The 16,878-nt window shown below is 65.3% G+C and carries 14 protein-coding genes; 11 read left to right on the top strand and 3 right to left on the bottom strand.

The window, feature by feature from the left end:
• The first annotated feature begins 35 nt into the window (after positions 1–35).
• The 7 genes from rplS to GFD32_RS17750 all read left to right on the top strand — a co-directional run bounded on the left by rplS (position 36) and on the right by GFD32_RS17750 (position 7,788).
• Positions 36–392: a 50S ribosomal protein L19 gene (gene rplS / locus GFD32_RS17780; RefSeq protein ID WP_089683990.1), complete on the top strand. Its 357-nt coding sequence runs from the start codon at positions 36–38 to the stop codon at positions 390–392.
• A gap of 93 nt (positions 393–485) precedes the next feature.
• Positions 486–1,379 carry a site-specific tyrosine recombinase XerD gene (gene xerD / locus GFD32_RS17775; protein ID WP_407081085.1) on the top strand — a complete coding sequence of 298 codons (894 nt, stop codon included), beginning with the start codon at positions 486–488 and terminating at the stop codon, positions 1,377–1,379.
• Positions 1,380–1,381: 2 nt separating this feature from the next.
• On the top strand, positions 1,382–2,122 hold the full coding sequence (locus tag GFD32_RS17770) for a DsbC family protein (RefSeq protein WP_163577909.1): 741 nt from the start codon (positions 1,382–1,384) through the stop codon (positions 2,120–2,122).
• Between the two features lie 103 nt (positions 2,123–2,225).
• Positions 2,226–3,542, top strand: coding sequence for a homoserine dehydrogenase (locus tag GFD32_RS17765; protein ID WP_163577952.1), 1,317 nt, complete (start codon positions 2,226–2,228; stop codon positions 3,540–3,542).
• Positions 3,543–3,773: 231 nt separating this feature from the next.
• Positions 3,774–5,162, top strand: a complete 1,389-nt coding sequence (gene thrC, locus GFD32_RS17760) for a threonine synthase (protein ID WP_163577908.1) — start codon at positions 3,774–3,776, stop codon at positions 5,160–5,162.
• Positions 5,163–5,350: 188 nt separating this feature from the next.
• Positions 5,351–7,159 (top strand): single-stranded-DNA-specific exonuclease RecJ, encoded by a 1,809-nt coding sequence (locus GFD32_RS17755; protein ID WP_163577907.1) that lies wholly within the window; start codon positions 5,351–5,353, stop codon positions 7,157–7,159.
• 11 nt (positions 7,160–7,170) lie between these two features.
• On the top strand, positions 7,171–7,788 hold the full coding sequence (locus tag GFD32_RS17750) for a YitT family protein (RefSeq protein WP_163577906.1): 618 nt from the start codon (positions 7,171–7,173) through the stop codon (positions 7,786–7,788).
• 48 nt (positions 7,789–7,836) lie between these two features.
• Here the strand turns inward: GFD32_RS17750 and GFD32_RS17745 are convergent, their stop codons facing one another.
• The 3 genes from GFD32_RS17745 to GFD32_RS17735 all read right to left on the bottom strand — a co-directional run bounded on the left by GFD32_RS17745 (position 7,837) and on the right by GFD32_RS17735 (position 11,599).
• A complete protein-coding gene (locus GFD32_RS17745; RefSeq protein ID WP_089683977.1) occupies positions 7,837–8,256 on the bottom strand; it encodes a VOC family protein in 420 nt (139 codons plus the stop codon).
• A gap of 119 nt (positions 8,257–8,375) precedes the next feature.
• Positions 8,376–11,156, bottom strand: coding sequence for a heavy metal translocating P-type ATPase (locus tag GFD32_RS17740; RefSeq protein WP_455429262.1), 2,781 nt, complete (start codon positions 11,154–11,156; stop codon positions 8,376–8,378).
• On the bottom strand, positions 11,153–11,599 hold the full coding sequence (locus GFD32_RS17735; RefSeq protein WP_163577905.1) for a MerR family transcriptional regulator: 447 nt from the start codon (positions 11,597–11,599) through the stop codon (positions 11,153–11,155). The genes GFD32_RS17740 and GFD32_RS17735 overlap by 4 nt, the downstream gene beginning before the upstream one ends.
• 272 nt (positions 11,600–11,871) lie before the next feature.
• On the opposite strand from GFD32_RS17735, the gene GFD32_RS17730 reads away from it, so the two are divergent.
• The 4 genes from GFD32_RS17730 (at position 11,872) to GFD32_RS17715 (ending at position 16,837) form a co-directional block, all read left to right on the top strand.
• Positions 11,872–13,179, top strand: a complete 1,308-nt coding sequence (locus tag GFD32_RS17730) for an OmpP1/FadL family transporter (protein ID WP_163577904.1) — start codon at positions 11,872–11,874, stop codon at positions 13,177–13,179.
• Positions 13,180–13,544: 365 nt separating this feature from the next.
• Positions 13,545–14,643 (top strand): peptide chain release factor 2 gene (gene prfB, locus GFD32_RS17725; RefSeq protein ID WP_163577903.1). Its coding sequence is split into 2 segments (ribosomal slippage): positions 13,545–13,619 and positions 13,621–14,643, totalling 1,098 coding nucleotides; the frame shifts between segments, so codons are not numbered across the junction.
• A gap of 84 nt (positions 14,644–14,727) precedes the next feature.
• Positions 14,728–16,278, top strand: a complete 1,551-nt coding sequence (gene lysS / locus GFD32_RS17720; RefSeq protein ID WP_163577902.1) for a lysine--tRNA ligase — start codon at positions 14,728–14,730, stop codon at positions 16,276–16,278.
• A gap of 172 nt (positions 16,279–16,450) precedes the next feature.
• The gene (locus GFD32_RS17715; protein WP_089683969.1) at positions 16,451–16,837 is read left to right on the top strand and encodes a hypothetical protein; all 387 of its coding nucleotides are present in this window, start codon (positions 16,451–16,453) and stop codon (positions 16,835–16,837) included.
• The last annotated feature ends 41 nt before the right edge of the window (positions 16,838–16,878 follow it).

Genomic DNA, 16,878 nt, shown 5'->3' with positions numbered 1-16,878 from the left:
TGACCGGTGATTCAGGTTATCAAGGAGTCAATGTCATGAGCAGCAAGAACAAGGTGATCCAGGCGCTCGAAGCCGAGCAGATGAGCAAAGAGGTGCCAGCGTTCGCTCCCGGCGATACCGTGGTCGTTCAGGTCAAGGTCAAGGAGGGCAACCGCGAGCGTCTCCAGGCTTTCGAAGGCGTCGTCATCGGCAAGCGCAATCGCGGCCTCAACTCCGCCTTCACCGTGCGCAAGATTTCCCACGGCGTGGGCGTCGAGCGGACCTTCCAGACCTATAGCCCGCTGGTCGACTCCATCGAGGTGAAGCGTCGTGGCGACGTGCGCCAGGCCAAGCTCTACTACCTCCGCGAGCGCAGCGGCAAGTCCGCCCGCATCAAGGAGAAGCTGTCGTAACGAACCGTTGCACGGATTCGTTGCACAGGCTGGAAACCCCGCCACCGCTCTCGCGGGGCGGGGTTTCATGGTTTCGGCCTGGAGGAAGGGGCCATGAATCGAGACATCCCGTTGCTCGAGACGTTTCTTGACGCACTATGGCTCGAGCAGGGGGCTAGCGATCACACCCTGGCCGCTTATCGTCGTGATCTGGAGGCCTGGGCCACCCACCTGGAGACGGTAGGCGGCACTCTGCTCTCTCCTGAGACGGCGGCACTGCCCGCGTGGTTCGAGGAGCGCCGCGCGGCCGGCTACCAGCTGGCCAGCAACGCCCGGTTGCTGTCGAGCCTGCGCCGTTTCTACCGCTGGGCGCTGGCCGAGGGGCTCATTGCCGGCGATCCCTTGTCAGAGGTGCGTCTGCCGCGGGTTCGTCCCGCCCTGCCGGATACCCTGGACGAGGACGAGGTCGAGCGCTTGTTGGCCGCTCCTGACGTCACCACCGACCTGGGGCTGCGCGACAGGGCCATGTTAGAAGTGCTCTATGGCTGCGGGCTGCGAGTCTCGGAGCTGGTCGGCCTGACCACCGATGCCGTCAACTTGCGCCAGGGAGTGGTACGGGTGCGTGGCAAGGGCGACAAGGACCGGCTGGTCCCGCTGGGTGAGGAAGCCGTACACTGGCTGACGCGCTACCTGCGCACGGCTCGAAGGGCGCTGATGCACGATGCGGCGCGTCCGCCGATGTTTCCCGGCCGTGGCGATGCCTGCTTGACCCGCCAGGCATTCTGGCACCGCATCAAGGCGCACGCGCGCACTGCCGGCATCCAGCGGCCGCTATCGCCACACACCTTGCGGCATGCCTTCGCCACGCATCTGTTGAATCATGGCGCCAACTTGCGTGTCGTACAGCTGCTGCTGGGTCACAGCGATCTCTCGACGACCCAGATCTATACCCATGTGGCGCAGGCGCGCCTCGAAGCCCTGCACTCCGTCCATCACCCCCGAGGTTGATCATGTCTGAAACGTCCTTGCTTCGCACCGCTGCCGTTCTGGCCCTGAGCTCGATCCTATCCGTCGTCGCCCATGCCGATGAAGCCGAACGGCTGGCCGAGCGCCTCGAAGTGCGGGGTCAATCGATGCCGGTGGAGAGCGTTCGCGAGACACCTCTCGAGGGCTTTTTCGAAGTGCACCTGGAAAACGGCGAGACCTTCTACAGCGATGCCGATGGCGAGTATTTCCTGGTCGGCGATCTCTACGAGAACGGCGAGCGGGGGCTGGTCAACCTCAGCGAACGGACCCGCAACGGCCAGCGTGCCGAGCGGCTGGCTGGAGTGCCCGAGGAACAGCGGGTGGTCTTTCGGGGCACGGCCGATACCCAGGCCGAGATCGTGGTGTTCACCGACACCACCTGCCCTTACTGCCGGCAGTTCCATGAAGAGGTACCGCGCCTCAACGAACTGGGTATCGAGGTACACTACCTGGCCTTTCCGCGCACCGGTCTGAATGCCGAAGGCGCGCGGTTGCTCGAGCAGGTATGGTGTGCCGACAATCCGGCGACTGCCATGACTGCGGCCAAGCGCGGCGAAACGCTGGAAAATGGCACCGACTGCGACAATCCGGTCGAGGCACAGTATCATCTGGGGCAGGCGCTCGGTGTGCAGGGCACGCCGGCCATCGTGCTGCCGGACGGCCGTCTGGTGCCGGGCTATGTGCCCGCGGAGCGGCTGGCCGGTATGCTCGGGTTGAACGACTGACAGCAGCGGCGCATCAACGACGCCGTTGACGAAAGGGCGGTCGATGCCAGGCATCGACACGCCCTTCACCAACTGGACACGCAACGATCAGGGGAGCAGAACATTGAAACCGGTGAGAGTGGGAATCTGTGGTCTGGGGACCGTCGGTGGCGGCACCTTCAACGTGCTGATGCGCAATGCCGACGACATCGCCCGGCGGGCCGGCCGCCCGATCGTCGTCGAACAGGTCGCGCATCGCAGCCTCAACCCGGAGTGCGACCTCACCGGCATCAAGACCACCACCGACGTCTACGAGGTGGCACGCAATCCCGACGTCGACGTGCTGGTGGAGCTGGTGGGCGGCTACGAGGTGGCCCGTGAACTGGTCCTCTCCGCCATTGCCAACGGCAAGCACGTGGTGACCGCCAACAAGGCGTTGATCGCCGTGCACGGCAACGAGATTTTCAAGGCCGCTCACGAGCAGGGCGTGATCGTCGCCTTCGAGGCCGCCGTGGCCGGCGGCATTCCAGTGATCAAGTCGCTGCGCGAGGGGTTGGGCGCCAACCGCATCGAGTGGGTGGCCGGCATCATCAACGGCACCGGCAACTACATCCTCACCCACATGCGCAGCGAAGGGCGTGCCTTCGAGGACGTGCTGGCCGAGGCCCAGGCGCTGGGCTACGCCGAAGCGGACCCGACCTTCGACGTCGAAGGCATCGACGCCGCCCACAAGCTCACGATCCTGGCGTCCATCGCCTACGGCGTGCCGCTGCAGTTCGAGAAGGCCTACACCGAGGGGATCTCGCGGGTCACCTTCGACGACGTCGAGCAGGCCGACAACCTGGGCTACGTGATCAAGCACCTGGGCATCTCCAAGCGTACCGATGCCGGCCTGGAGTTGCGTGTGCACCCCACGCTGATTCCCAAGGATCGCTTGCTGGCCAACGTGCACGGCGTCAAGAACGCCATCGCCATCATGGGCGATGCCGTGGGGCCGACCCTCTACTACGGAGCCGGTGCCGGTGCCGAGCCGACCGCCTCGGCGGTGGTCGCCGACCTGCTCGACGTGGCCCGCGACATCGCCACCGATCACCACTATCGGGTGCCCTATCTCGCTTTCAGCGGCATCGGCGAGGGCGACGGCAGTCAGCCGATCCTGCCCATGGAGGACATCGTCACCGCTTACTACCTGCGCCTGCTGGCAGTGGACCGCCCGGGCGTGCTGGCGCGAGTGGCCACCATCCTCTCCGAGCAGGGCATCTCCATCGAGGCGCTGGTGCAGAAAGAGGCCACCGAGGGCGAGCTGGTGCCGATCATCCTGCTCACCCACAGTTGTCGCGAGAAGCACATGAACGAGGCGATCCGCCAGATCGAGTCGATGGCCGACATTGCCGGCTCGGTCACCCGTATTCGGGTGGAAAGCCTCGACGAGCAGGAGTAAGCCGGGCTGCGCCCGGAGCGGTAAGCCATAAGCTTGAAGCTGGAAGGGCAAACTGGCCGACCAGATAAACTGCGAGCCGTGTGTCGCTGTCTTCAGCGAGGAGCGCCGGGGACAAGTCGGAGAGGAGGTCCGATGCCAGGGATGGCATCGGTAGCGCCCAGGGATGGGTTCACAGCGCCTCCTCGAAGACTTGTTGCCGGATCAGCTCCGAGCGAGCAAGGGATCCGAACGATGCGTTATATCAGTACCCGCGGGCAGGCGCCTGCGCTCAGTTTCGAGGAGGTCGTGCTCACTGGCATGGCCAGCGATGGCGGCCTCTATGTCCCGGAGACCGTCCCCCGGTTCTCCCATGACGACCTGGCCGCCATGGCCGGGTTGTCGTACGCCGAGATCGCCTTTCGTGTGATGAAGCCCTACGTCAACGGCGAGATCGACGACGACACCTTCCGCGGCATCGTGCGCGATGCCTATGCCACCTTCAGCCACGATGCCGTGGTGCCGCTGAATCAGCTGGATGCCAACCACTTCCTGCTCGAGCTGTTCCACGGCCCCACGCTGGCGTTCAAGGACGTGGCCCTGCAACTGCTCGGCCGCATCCTCGACCACTTCCTGGCCAAGCGCGGCGAGCGGGCGGTGATCATGGGCGCCACCTCGGGCGATACCGGCTCGGCGGCCATCGAAGGGTGCCGCCACTGCGACAACCTCGACATCTTCATCCTCCACCCGCATGACCGCGTTTCCGAAGTGCAGCGCCGTCAGATGACCACGGTGCTGGCCGACAACGTCTTCAATATCGCCATCGAAGGCAACTTCGACGACGCCCAGGCCATGGTCAAGGCGAGCTTCGCCGACCAGAGCTTCCTGAACGGCACGCGGTTGGTGGCGGTGAACTCCATCAACTGGGCGCGCATCATGGCCCAGATCGTCTACTACGTGGCTTCTGCAGTGGCGCTGGGGGCCCCGCATCGTCAGGTCAGCTTCTGTGTGCCTTCGGCCAACTTCGGCAACGTCTTCGCCGGCTACATGGCATACCGCTCGGGCCTACCGGTGAAGCAGTTCGTCATCGCCACCAATGCCAACGACATCCTGCACCGCACGCTGGCCGACAACGACTTCTCCAAGCGGGAACTCAAGGCGACGCTGGCACCTTCCATGGATATCGTGGTGTCGTCCAACTTCGAGCGTCTGCTGTTCGAGGCCTACGAGCGCAATGGTGCCGCCGTGGCAGCGCTGCTCGAGCGTTTCCAGGTCGAGCCCACCGCTCTGGCGGAGGCCCCGCTGGCCAAGTTGCGCGACAGGTTCGCCAGCCACAGCGTGGATGATGCCACCATTCTCGAGGTGATCCGCGAAGCGCACCACCGTACCCAGGAGGTTCTCGACCCGCATACCGCCACCGGCTATCGTGCCGCCGAGCGGGCGCGCGCCGATGCCGCCACGCCGATGATAACGCTGGCCACCGCGCATCCGGCCAAATTCGCCGAGGCGGTGGTCAAGGCCGGCTTCCCGGGCGTGCCGCTGCCGCCGCACATGGACGACCTGCTGGAGCGTGAGGAGCGCTATACCGTGCTGCCGGCGGAGCTGGCCGAGGTGCAGACGTTCGTCGCCGAGAATCGGCGGTAGGCGGTAGCCTGCCCACTCAGGGCTGATCCGGCGACAGGCCTACGAGGGGGCGCTGTGAGCCCCTCCCTGGGCGCTACTTTTGCCATCCATGGCGAAAGCCCCCTCTTCGGCCTGTCCCCGGCGCCCTTCGCTCGGCACGGCGTTCCCATCGCCGTATTACCCATGGAAGCGAACCAGAGGAGCCTCGCGTGGACGTGATCGCGCCGCCTGATCTGCACGCCCGACTCAAGCCGCGTCTAGTGCCCCGCCCGCGCAATGCGACGCTCTATGCCCAGGCCCAGCGCGAGGGGCTCTCCGAGCTGCAGGCTCGCATCCTGGCCGGGCGCCTGGGAGACTATGCGGGCGAGCTGGCGCCGCTGGTGTCGCCCAGCCTGCGCTATCTCGAGCACCCCGAGCGGCTCGCCGACGGGCGTCGGGCCGCCGAGCGCATCGCCCAGGCCGTGGTCGAGGGCGAGCATATCGGCATTCTCACCGACTACGACGTCGACGGCATCACCTCCCACGTGGTGATCCGGCGCACCCTGGTGGAGCTGTTCGGGGTGCCGGAATCGCGCCTGCACAGCCTGATCGGCCACCGCATCCACGACGGCTACGGCATCAGCCTGCCACTGGTAGAGCGCACGCTCGCACTCAGACCGCGACCTAGCCTGGTGATTACCGCCGACTGCGGCAGCAGCGATGAGCCACGCATTGCCCGACTGGCCGCGGAGGGGATCGACGTGGTGGTGAGCGACCACCATGCCCTGCCACTGGACGGGCCTCCGGCGTCTGCCCACGCCGTGGTCAACCCCACCCGCGACGACTGCCCCTACCCCGACCCGACCATCGCCGGTTGCATGGTCGCCTGGCTGGTCATGTCGCTGTCACGCAGCGTGCTGATCGAATGGGGGGTGCTGCCCGAGGCCACGCCCAAGCTCTCGCCCTGGCTCTCCTACGTGGCCTTGGGGACCGTGGCGGACTGCGTGTCGCTGGGGGCCAGCCCCGCCAACCGTGCCGTGGTCAGCCACGGCCTCACGCTGATCAATCGCATGGATGCCGCCTGCTGGCGCGCCATGGCCGCCCGCCTGGGCGAGGACAGCGTGCCCTTCGACGCCGAGACCCTGGCCTTTCAGATGGGCCCGCGCATCAATGCCCGCTCGCGGCTCGACGACCCTTACGCGGCACTGCATTACATGCTCGCGGAAGACGACGCCACGGCGGCGCGTCACCTGGCCACGCTGGATCAGGACAATCAGTCGCGCAAGGCCATCGAGGCCGAGATGGTGGAAGAGGCCAAGGCGCTGGCTCTGCCGGCGCTTTCGGCCGATCAGCCGGCCATCCTGGTGTTTCTGGAGAGCGGCCACCCCGGCGTGCAAGGCATCGTCGCCTCGCGGTTGGTACAGGCCTATGGCCGGCCGACCCTGGTGCTCACTCCGGCCGCTCAGCCGGGCATGCTGACCGGCTCGGGGCGCTCCATCGAGGCGCTGCACCTGCGCGATGCCCTCCAGCGCGCTCATGACCTCGCTCCCGAAGCATTGCCCCGGTTTGGCGGCCATCGCGGTGCCGCCGGCGTTGGCGTGCCGCATGAACGGCTGGACGAGTTCCGTGCCGCCTTTCTGCAGGCGGTGGGCGAGCAGCTGGGAAATGCCGAGCTGGGGCCGCGCATCCTCACTGACGGCGAGCTCAGCGTCGCCCAGCTCGAGTTGGCGACGCTGATCGAACTCGACGCCCTGGGCCCTTACGGTCGTGAGTTCGATGCACCGCTGTTCGAGGGCGAATTCCTGGTCGAGAATCTGCGCGTGGTCGGTGCCGACGGCACGCACCTGATGCTCGAGCTCTCGGCCGGTGTCGTCAGCCATCGCGCCATCTGGTTCCGTGCCCTCACTCCCGGCGAGTTGCCCGATTTCGCGGTGGGCGACAGGCTGCGTTGCGCCTACAAGCTCAATCGTAACCGCTGGCGGGGGCGGGAGAGCCTGCAACTGATGGTGGAGCATGCCGAGCGTTCACGCCGTCGATAAAGGACATCATTATGGATCCGCAGGATTTGCCGACCGATCCCCACCGGGCCTACGAGGACGTGATGGCGATGCTGGTGGGTACGCTGTTCGTGGCACTCGGCGTCACTTTCTATACTCAGGCGCTGCTGCTCACCGGCAGCACCGCCGGCCTCGCCTTCCTGCTGCAGTACGCCACCGGTTGGCGCTTCGGGGTGTGGTTCTTTCTGATCAACGTGCCGTTCTACTGGTTGGCGATCCGGCGCATGGGGTGGTCGTTCACCTTGCGCACTTTCGCCGCCATCGGGCTCGTTTCGCTGTTTTCGGAACTGACCGGGCAGTGGGTCGTCATCGATGAGCTACAGCCGCTCTACGCGGCGCTGATGGGCGGCTGTCTGATCGGGCTGGGCATGCTGATCCTGTTTCGTCACCGGGCAAGCCTTGGCGGGGTGAACATATTGGTGCTCTTCCTCCAGGATCGCTACGGCTGGCGGGCGGGTTACGTTCAGCTTGGCATCGACGCCGCCATCATGCTCGCCGCCCTGTTGGTTCTACCGCCGGAGCGGGTGGGTCTCTCGGTGCTGGGCGCGGTGGCGCTCAACCTGATCATTGCCCTGAATCACAAGCCCGGCCGTTACATGGGAGTGAGTTGAAAAGTGGCTGCGCTCGCTGACGTTTCAGTGGCGTGGGCACGTCTCCTGTCAATAGTTGGGCCAGACGCCGGGCGTGGCGAGTTCCAATAGGTGTCCGTCCGGGTCGCGAAAGTAGACGCTCTCGCCACCACGCGGCCAGTGGGTACGACCCTCGATGGCGATGCCGTGATCGTCGAGCTGGCGCTCCCAGGCGGGCAGTTCGCTGGCGACGACGGCGAAGGCCACGTGCACGCGTCCTTTACCGTCGTGGGGCGGGATGGTGCCCATGCCGTCGGGCAAGTGAACGGTTTCCAGCGTCTCGCCCTGGCGAAACAACAGCAGGACCGTGCTGGCTCCGACGTCGTAGGCAGTGAAACGGTGGTCGGCATTGAACGGTTCCAGCCCCATCACCCCTTCGAAGAAGATCCGCGCCCGGTCCATGTCCTCCACGTAGAGCGCGGTTTCCAGCACGCCGTTTAGCTTGGGCATGGCAAAGCTCCTGACACGATTGCCTCTATAGCCTAGCAGGTCGGCTCGTCAGCTCGGCTTCCAGAACCACCAGGCGATGGCGGCGATCAGGGCGAGTCCGGCAAGATTGACGATCCAGCTCATGCGTTGGCCTCCTGGGTTGCGCGAGCGGTGGACGGGGCATGGGCGGTGCCCTGCGGGCGCTTGAGCCGCAGCCGATTGGCATTGCTGACCACGGTGATCGACGACAGCGACATGGCGGCTCCGGCGATCATGGGCGAAAGCAGCATGCCGGTGAGCGGGTAGAGCACGCCGGCAGCGATGGGGATGCACAATGCGTTGTACCCGAAGGCGCCGACCAGATTCTGCTTGATGTTGGCAAGCGTCATGCGGCTGATCTCGATGGCATCGGCAATGCCGTGAAGCGAGCCGCGCATCAGCGTGATGCCAGCACTTTCGATGGCTACGTCAGTACCCTGGCCGATGGCGAAGCCGACGTTGGCGCGGGCCAGCGCCGGGGCGTCGTTGATGCCGTCGCCCACCATGCCGACGACCTCGCCAGCGTTCTGCAGGCGCTCGATCTCGGCGTGCTTGTCCTCGGGCTTGAGGCCGGCGCGGTAGTCGTCGATGCCCACTTCGCGGGCAATGGCGGCGGCGGTGTGAACGTTGTCGCCGGTGAGCATCACCACCTTGAGGCCATCGGTCTGCAGGCGTCTCACGGCCTCGATGGTGTCGTGACGCAGGGGGTCGCTGACGCCAAAGATGGCGGACAAGCGGTCGTCGATGGCGAAATACACCACCGTGCGGGCCTTCTCCTCCAGCGTTTCCGCCTTCTGGCGGCCGCTGGCCAGGTCGATGCCGGCGTCCTCCAGGAGCCGGGCATTGCCCAGAAGCAGTCGCTTACCGTCGGTAGTGCGCGCCGTCACGCCGCCGCCGGTGATGCTGTCGAAGTCTTGGATGTCGGCGACCTCGGCGTCGGTCGCTTCGGCATGTGCCAGCAGCGCCGCGGCCAGCGGATGCTCGGACCCTCGCTCCAGGGCGGCCACCCATCCCAGTACCCGGCGCTCATCGCCGTCGAGGATCTCCGCCTCGGTGACACGCGGCTTGCCCTCGGTGAGAGTGCCGGTCTTGTCCACCACCAGGGTGCTGAGCTTGCTCGCCGTCTGCAGTGCCTCGCCGCTTCTCACCAGCACGCCGTGTTCGGCCGCCTTGCCCACACCGATCATCGTGGAGATCGGTGTGGCCAGGCCCAGGGCGCAGGGGCAGGCGATGATCAGCACCGTGGTGGCGGTCACCAGCATGTGGATCACCCGCGGCTCGGCGCCGAAATTGAACCAGGCCAGCGCCGTGATCACGGCGATGATCATCACCGAGGGCACGAACACGCTCGATACCTTGTCAGCCAGTTCGCCGATCGGTGGGCGGGAGTTCTGGGCGCGGGCCACCTGCTCGGTGATCTGACCCAGTCGCGTGTCGCTACCCACTCTTGTCGCGCGGTAGATCAGGCCGCCCTTGCCGTTCACGGTGCCGGCGCTCACCTCGTCGCCTTCGCCCTTGGCCACGGGCACGGGCTCGCCGGTGAGCATGGACTCGTCGATGTGGCTCGAGCCCTCGGTGACCTGGCCGTCCACCGGCAGGCGCTCCCCGGGCCGCACGCGGATATGGTCTCCCTCGCGTACCGCATCGATATCGACCTCCTGCTCCTGGCCGTCGCGGATCACCCGTGCAGTGCGGCTTTGCAGGTCGAGCAGGCGCTTGAGTGCCTCGCTGGTGCGGCCGCGCGCCTTGAGCTCCATGGCGTTGCCGAGCAGGACCAGGCCGATGACCATCGCCGAGGCCTCGAAGTAGATCCCCTGGGCCACTTCGGGCAGCCAGGGAGCGAAGGCCACCACTGCCATGGAGTAGAGCCAGGCGGTGCCGGTGCCCATGGCCACCAGGGTGTCCATGTTGGCCTGATGGTGCTTGAAGTTCTTCCAGGCGTTGACGAAGAAGTGGCGGCCGGGAAAGGCCATGATGGCCAGGGTCAGCAGGCCGACCACCAGCCAGTAGAGGCGCCCGCCGCCCATCGGATGCGGATGGTAGACGAACATGCTGGCCATCAGCGGCACCGCGAGTGCCAGCGACCAGGCGCTGCCGCGCAGACGCTGGCGGTAGGTTTTTTCGTCCTTCTCGGCACGGGTCGCTTCGGCCTGGCGCAGGTCGACGATGGGTTCGGCGCCGTAGCCCACGGACTCTACCGCCGCCACCAGGGCATCGGTCTCGGCCGTACCGTGCACCTGGGCGGCGTGGGTGCCGAAGTTGACGCTGGCCGTGGCCACTCCGGGCGTGCGCTCCAGCGCCTGCTGTACGCTCTTCACGCAACTGGCGCAGGTCATGCCGCTGATCGACAGCCGCTGGGTGGTGGCCCCTTCCATGGGCGCATCGCTGGCGGTCGTGGACGAACGGTCCTCCTCGCTCGCACTTTCCGGTGTACCGTCGGTTTGCGGCTCCGCCGCTTCGCCGGGCGGATAGCCCGCCTCGTGCAGGATCTCGTCCAGGGCATCGTCATCGAGTGTGGTGGTCACTTCCAGGCGCTGCTTTTCCGGCATGCCGGTCACCTCGGCATGCGGATCGCGGGCCTGGATCGCCTCGCGCATGCGTTTCACGCAGCCCTGGCAGCTCATGCCCGGCACGTTACGGGTGCGCCGGCGTCGCTCGTCGGCGTCGCCGGATCCTGTCTCGGGAGGATAGCCGGCACCTTCCAGTACACCGTCCAGTGTCTCGGCGTCGAGAGCGGCCGTGACCTCCAGGCGCTTCTCGGCTGGCGTACCGGTCACTTCGGCCTCTGGATCACGCGCCAGAATGGCGCGGCGCATGTTGGCCACACAGCCCTGGCAGCTCATGCCGGGTACGGTGCGAACCAGCGTTCGTCTAGCGTTCATCGGGCCTCCTTGGCGGGCTGTTCCTCGTCGCCTCGCAGCGGTTCGGGAAAACTCTCGATCAGCCGGCACAGGCTATGACCGTCGGGCGTGCCGTCGGGCATGTCGGCCCAGGCGTCGAGTGCCTGCTCCATGCGCGCGGCCAGCGCTTGCAGCTCGGCGATGCGGCGGTGGATTTCCGGCAGCCGGGCGGCGAGCAGGTCGCGCACCATGGGGCAGGGTGAGTCGCCGTGGTCGGCATGGACGAGGATGTCGCGCACCTCGGCCACGCTGAAGCCCAGGGTGCGGGCGCGCTGGATGAAGCGCAGCCGTTCCAGGTCGGTTTCGTCGTAGCGGTGGTAGCCGTTGCTGGGTTCGCGGTCGGGGCTCAGCAGACCCTCGCGGGTGTAGTGACGCACCGTCTCGGCGGTGACTCCGGCGTGTCGGGCCAGTTCGCTGACTTTCATGACGACTCTCGTGGTTGTCGATACATCGACAGTGTAAAACCTTTGGGTAACACAAGGGTCAAGTCGTTTTTGGCGCCTCGGCCAGGCATTGCGATCAAACGTATGTTCAATGGCTTAGACGGGCCTGCCACTAAAGTATGAGCGTTTTCAGCATTAAAACGAACGTTTGCCCTTGATCCGAGTGGACTGATAAGCGACAACTGAACGCAGAGCGCCCCGCCGAGGGCCCGACAACAATGCGCGCCAGCGTACGAGCAAGAGGAATCGAGACCATGCACAACAAGTTCAACAAGCTGTCCTGGGCCGTGGCCATCGCCGCTGCCGCCATCGCCGGTCAGGCTCACGCCGGCGGCTACCAGGTCAACGAGCAGAGCGTCAGCGGCCAGGGCTACGGCCACGCCGGGCGCAGTTCCAACGTCAACGACGCCACCATCGTGTTCGGCAACCCGGCGGGCATGTCGTTTCTCGATCGTGCCCAGGTGACGGCTGGGGGGACTTACCTGAACGTCAATAGCGATATCGACAATGCGGAAGCGACTCGCTACCCGACGGCTGTTGGCCCGATCGCTGCTCAAGATGTTTCTGGCACAGCCGATGGCGATATGGTGCCGGGCAAGTTCGTGCCCTTCGCCTTCTACGCCCAGCCGGTGACCGACAAGCTGGCTTTCGGCTTCGGCGTCTATGCGCCCTTCGGTTCGGAGACGGACTACGAAGATGGCTTCGTCGGCCGCAACCTGGGCAACTACACCCAACTGACGGTGATGAGTGCTCAGCCGACCGTTTCTTATCGTTTCAACGACCAGTGGTCGGTGGGTGCCGGCATTACCTATAACCGCGTGGATGGAGAGCTGCATCGGCAGGTTCCGGCAATTGTCGGAGCAGGACCTACTTATGCTGAGGCCGATGCCCGTGTGGAAGGCGACGACGATGGTTGGGGATACAATCTCGGTGTGGTGTTTCAGCCGGTGCCGGAAACCACGCTGGGCCTGACCTATCGCTCCAAGGTCGACTACACGCTGACCGGTGATTACCAAGCCACAATCGGAGGCGTGGTTCAGAGTGAGAGCGATGCAAACCTGGATCTGACGACGCCGGAAACCGTCAACTTCTCCATCACTCAGCAGATGAGCGATAACCTCAAACTGATGTTCGGCGCTTCCTGGACGCGCTGGAGTCAGTTCGATGAGATTCTGGTGACCAACAACCAAGGCGGCACGATCACTCGCGAAGAGCAGGACTACTCCAATGCCTGGGCCTTTGCCGCAGGCGGTGAATACCAGCTCAATCCGCAGTGGGTCTTGCGCGCCGGCGTGACTCTCGACAATACGCCGACCAGCGACGAGTTCCGCAGTGCTCGCATTCCCTCGGACGATCGCCGCATCTTCTCGCTGGGGGCCGGCTGGACGCCCACCGAGAATCTGACGCTGGACTTCGCGTATTCCTATCTGACCGAGCGCAGTACCAGTGTTAGCCAGGAACGAGTGGATAGTGGTCCCGGGGGGGATGTGACTTCCACCTACGATGCCGACTACAAGAACGAGGCCCATGGCTTCGGCGCGCAGCTGACCTATCGGTTCTGACGGCGAACCCGTTCATCGCGATGCAGGCGACCCGGCTTCGGCCGGGTCGCCTGCGTTTGGCCGACGCAGGGCAATGGCAGTTGAACACGGCGAGGTGCGCCGGGGACAGGTCGAAGAGGAGGTCTTTTGCCATGGATGGCAAAAGTAGCGCCCAGGGAGGGGTTCACAGCGCCTCCTTGCAGACCTGTCGACGGATCAGCATCGAGTAAACTTGCTAACTGCGATAGCTATGCTAGCCGACGTCGCCATGATGCGATGGCGCGGCACATTCGCTACAATGGCCGTCTTTTCCGTGCCGCCGGGGCCTGGTGTTCGACCAGTGCCGCGGCGGCCGTTTTGCCACTGACGATTCAGGTGAGCGATCCATGCTGGAAACCAACGCCATCCACAACCGCATCAAGGACCTGTCTGAGCGGACAGACGTCCTGAGGGGGTATCTTTGACTATGCCGAGAAGAAGGATCGGCTAGAGGAAGTGACCCGCGAGCTCGAGGACCCGGACGTGTGGAGCGATCCGGACTACGCCCAGAAGCTCGGCAAGGAGCGCGCCACGCTCGAGGTGATCGTCGCTACCATCGACGAGCTGGAGCAGGGGCTCGGCGACAGTCGTGACCTGCTGGAGCTGGCCGAGATGGAGGCGGACGAAGGCACTGTCGCCGAGGTCGAAAAGGAGCTCGAAGGCTTCGAGACGAACCTGCAGAAGCTCGAGTTTCGGCGCATGTTTTCCGGCGAGATGGACGCCAACAACGCCTACTTGGACATCCAGGCCGGTTCCGGTGGCACCGAGGCCCAGGACTGGGCCAACATGCTGCTGCGCATGTACCTGCGCTGGTGCGAGCACCACGGCTTCAAGGCGGAAATCATCGAGCTCTCCGGCGGCGAGGTGGCCGGCATCAAGTCGGCGACCCTGCATGTGCAGGGCGATTACGCCTTCGGCTGGCTGCGCACCGAGACCGGCGTTCACCGCCTGGTGCGCAAGAGTCCCTTCGATTCCGGTGGGCGTCGCCACACCTCCTTTGCCTCGGTGTTCCTGTCGCCGGAGGTGGACGACAGCTTCGAGGTTGAGATCAACCCGGCGGACCTGCGCGTCGACACCTATCGCTCCAGCGGGGCGGGCGGCCAGCACGTCAACACCACCGACTCCGCCGTGCGCATCACCCACGAGCCGACCGGTATCGTGGTGGCGTGCCAGAGCCAGCGCAGCCAGCATGCCAACCGCGACTTCGCCATGAAGCAGCTCAAGGCGAAGCTGTGGGAGCACGAGATGGACAAGCGCAACGCCGCCAAGCAGCAGGCCGAGGAGGCCAAGGCGGACATCGGCTGGGGCAGTCAGATCCGCTCCTACGTGCTCGACGACCAGCGCATCAAGGATCTGCGCACCGGCGTGCAGACGAGCAACTGCGAGAAGGTGCTGGACGGCGATCTGGATCAGTTCATCGAAGCCAGCCTCAAGCAAGGCCTGTAGCCTCGCGCCACGGGCCACGAGCAGTAGTCAGCCAGCTCGTGGCCCGTCGCTCGCAGCCAGTAGCCCATTTTTACAGGTAACGACATGGCCAACCAGAGCTCTTCACCGGATAGCCCGCAAACCGACGAGAATCGTCTGATCGCCGAGCGGCGCGCCAAGCTCGCCGCGCGGCGTGAGCAGGCGGCGGCGCGTGGCGCGAGCGCTTTTCCCAATCACGTGCGCCGCGACAGCCATGCCGCCGAGCTGATCGATGAACTGGGCGACAAGGACAAGGCCGAGCTCGAGGAATTGGATCGCCAGGCCTGCGTGGCCGGGCGAATCCTGCGCAAGCGCGGCCCCTTCATCGTCATCCAGGACGTCAGTGGCCAGATCCAGCTCTACGTCGACAAGAAGGGGTTGCCGGCCGAGACGCTCGAGGACATCAAAGGCTGGGACATCGGCGACATCGTCGCTGGCCGGGGGGCGGTGCACAAGTCGGGCAAGGGCGACCTCTACGTGAAGATGGACGAGGCAACGCTGCTCACCAAGAGCCTGCGGCCGTTGCCCGACAAGTTCCACGGTCTCACCGACATGGAGGCGCGCTATCGCCAGCGCTACGTGGATCTGATCATGAATCCCGGCTCGCGCCGGGTGTTCGAAACCCGTGCCGGAGTGATCAGCGCCATGCGACGTTTCTTCGAGGCGCGCGGCTTCATGGAGGTGGAAACCCCCATGCTGCAGCCGATTCCCGGTGGCGCCACGGCGCGGCCCTTCGTCACCCACCACAATGCGCTCGACCTCGACATGTACCTGCGCATCGCGCCGGAGCTCTACCTCAAGCGCCTGGTGGTGGGCGGCTTCGAGAAGGTCTTCGAGATCAATCGCAATTTCCGCAACGAAGGCCTCTCCACGCGCCACAATCCCGAGTTCACCATGGTCGAGTTCTATCAGGCCTACGCGGACTACCACGACCTGATGGACCTCACCGAGGAGATGCTGCGCACGATCACCCGAGAGGTGCTGGGCACCACCACCGTGGTCAACACCGTGCGCAACAGCGACGGTGAGGTGCTCGAGCACTACGAGTACGACTTCGGGCGGCCGCTGCGCCGTCTGAGCGTCTTCGACTCGATTCTCGAGTACAACCCGGACATCCATGCCGAGGCGCTGGCCGACGAGAGTGCCGCCCGTCAGATCGCCGAGCGCCTGGATATCGACGTCAAGGACGGCTGGGGCCTGGGCAAGGTCCAGATCGAGATCTTCGAGAAGACCGTGGAACATCGTCTCCAGCAGCCCACCTTCATCACCGACTATCCCACCGAGGTGAGCCCGCTGGCGCGTCGCAAGGACAGCGACCCCTTCGTCACCGAGCGCTTCGAGTTCTTCGTCGGCGGCCGCGAGATCGCCAACGGCTTCTCGGAGCTCAACGACGCCGAGGACCAGGCCGAGCGCTTCCGCGAGCAGGTGGCCGAGAAGGAGGCCGGCGACGACGAGGCGATGTATTTCGATGCCGACTACGTGCGCGCGCTGGAGTACGGTCTGCCGCCCACCGCCGGCGAGGGCATCGGCATCGACCGCCTGGTGATGCTGCTGACCGACAGCGCCTCGATTCGCGATGTGCTGCTGTTCCCGGCGATGCGCCCTGAAGGAGATTGAAGGGGCTGCGCTTCGGCCAGGCGTTGTTGCTAAGGCGGAAGGGCGAGCGCCTGAGTGCCTAGCCTGCCCCCGGACCAGCCCCGGGGCTGTGTTGCGCCGATGGGCGGAAGCATTGGTAAACGCCGCGACCAGCGCCCATAATGGTCAGCGTTTCGACGTCGAGGAGACCCCGATGAAACTGCTCAACCGCTCTGCCCTGAGCGTCCGGCCGACCCGCCACTTCGTGGAGTGGATCAATGCGCTGGAGCCCACCGTGGGCGATGACGACCTGACGCTTGGCGATGTCGAACGCGAAAGCACCGTCTACCTGATTCCCGAGATGGACACGCCCGAGGCCTTGGAGGCTTTCGTGCGCGAGCGTTATCTCGAGATCCTCGAGACCGAGCTGCGTGCCTGGGAGGAAGACGAACGCCAGTGGCCAGAAACGCTGGACTGGGCGCTCTTCCAGCGTTTCCTGCAGTTCGAGCACAGCTACCTGGCCATCGACCTGGATGACGAGGCGGCACTGGAAATCTCCGAGGTGGACGATAGTCTGCTGATGGACGTCGATCAGGATTGAGCCTGTAACGGGCCCCTCCCGCACAGTGAAACCGGCTTCGG

The sequence above is a fragment of the Halomonas faecis genome, assembly GCF_010993975.1.
Classification (GTDB): Bacteria; Pseudomonadota; Gammaproteobacteria; order Pseudomonadales; family Halomonadaceae; genus Halomonas; species Halomonas faecis.
Note: the sequence above shows the minus strand (reverse complement) of the source record. Positions and strands in the feature narration are given on the sequence as shown.

Excerpts from the sequence above, each read along its gene's own strand:
- rplS (WP_089683990.1), top strand. The coding sequence starts at position 36 with ATGAGCAGCAAGAACAAGGTGATCCAGGCGCTCGAAGCCGAGCAGATG.
- xerD (WP_407081085.1), top strand. The coding sequence starts at position 486 with ATGAATCGAGACATCCCGTTGCTCGAGACGTTTCTTGACGCACTATGG.
- GFD32_RS17770 (WP_163577909.1), top strand. The coding sequence starts at position 1,382 with ATGTCTGAAACGTCCTTGCTTCGCACCGCTGCCGTTCTGGCCCTGAGC.
- thrC (WP_163577908.1), top strand. The coding sequence starts at position 3,774 with ATGCGTTATATCAGTACCCGCGGGCAGGCGCCTGCGCTCAGTTTCGAG.
- GFD32_RS17750 (WP_163577906.1), top strand. The coding sequence starts at position 7,171 with ATGGATCCGCAGGATTTGCCGACCGATCCCCACCGGGCCTACGAGGAC.
- GFD32_RS17745 (WP_089683977.1), bottom strand. The coding sequence starts at position 8,256 with ATGCCCAAGCTAAACGGCGTGCTGGAAACCGCGCTCTACGTGGAGGAC.
- GFD32_RS17740 (WP_455429262.1), bottom strand. The coding sequence starts at position 11,156 with ATGAACGCTAGACGAACGCTGGTTCGCACCGTACCCGGCATGAGCTGC.
- GFD32_RS17735 (WP_163577905.1), bottom strand. The coding sequence starts at position 11,599 with ATGAAAGTCAGCGAACTGGCCCGACACGCCGGAGTCACCGCCGAGACG.
- GFD32_RS17730 (WP_163577904.1), top strand. The coding sequence starts at position 11,872 with ATGCACAACAAGTTCAACAAGCTGTCCTGGGCCGTGGCCATCGCCGCT.
- lysS (WP_163577902.1), top strand. The coding sequence starts at position 14,728 with ATGGCCAACCAGAGCTCTTCACCGGATAGCCCGCAAACCGACGAGAAT.
- GFD32_RS17715 (WP_089683969.1), top strand. The coding sequence starts at position 16,451 with ATGAAACTGCTCAACCGCTCTGCCCTGAGCGTCCGGCCGACCCGCCAC.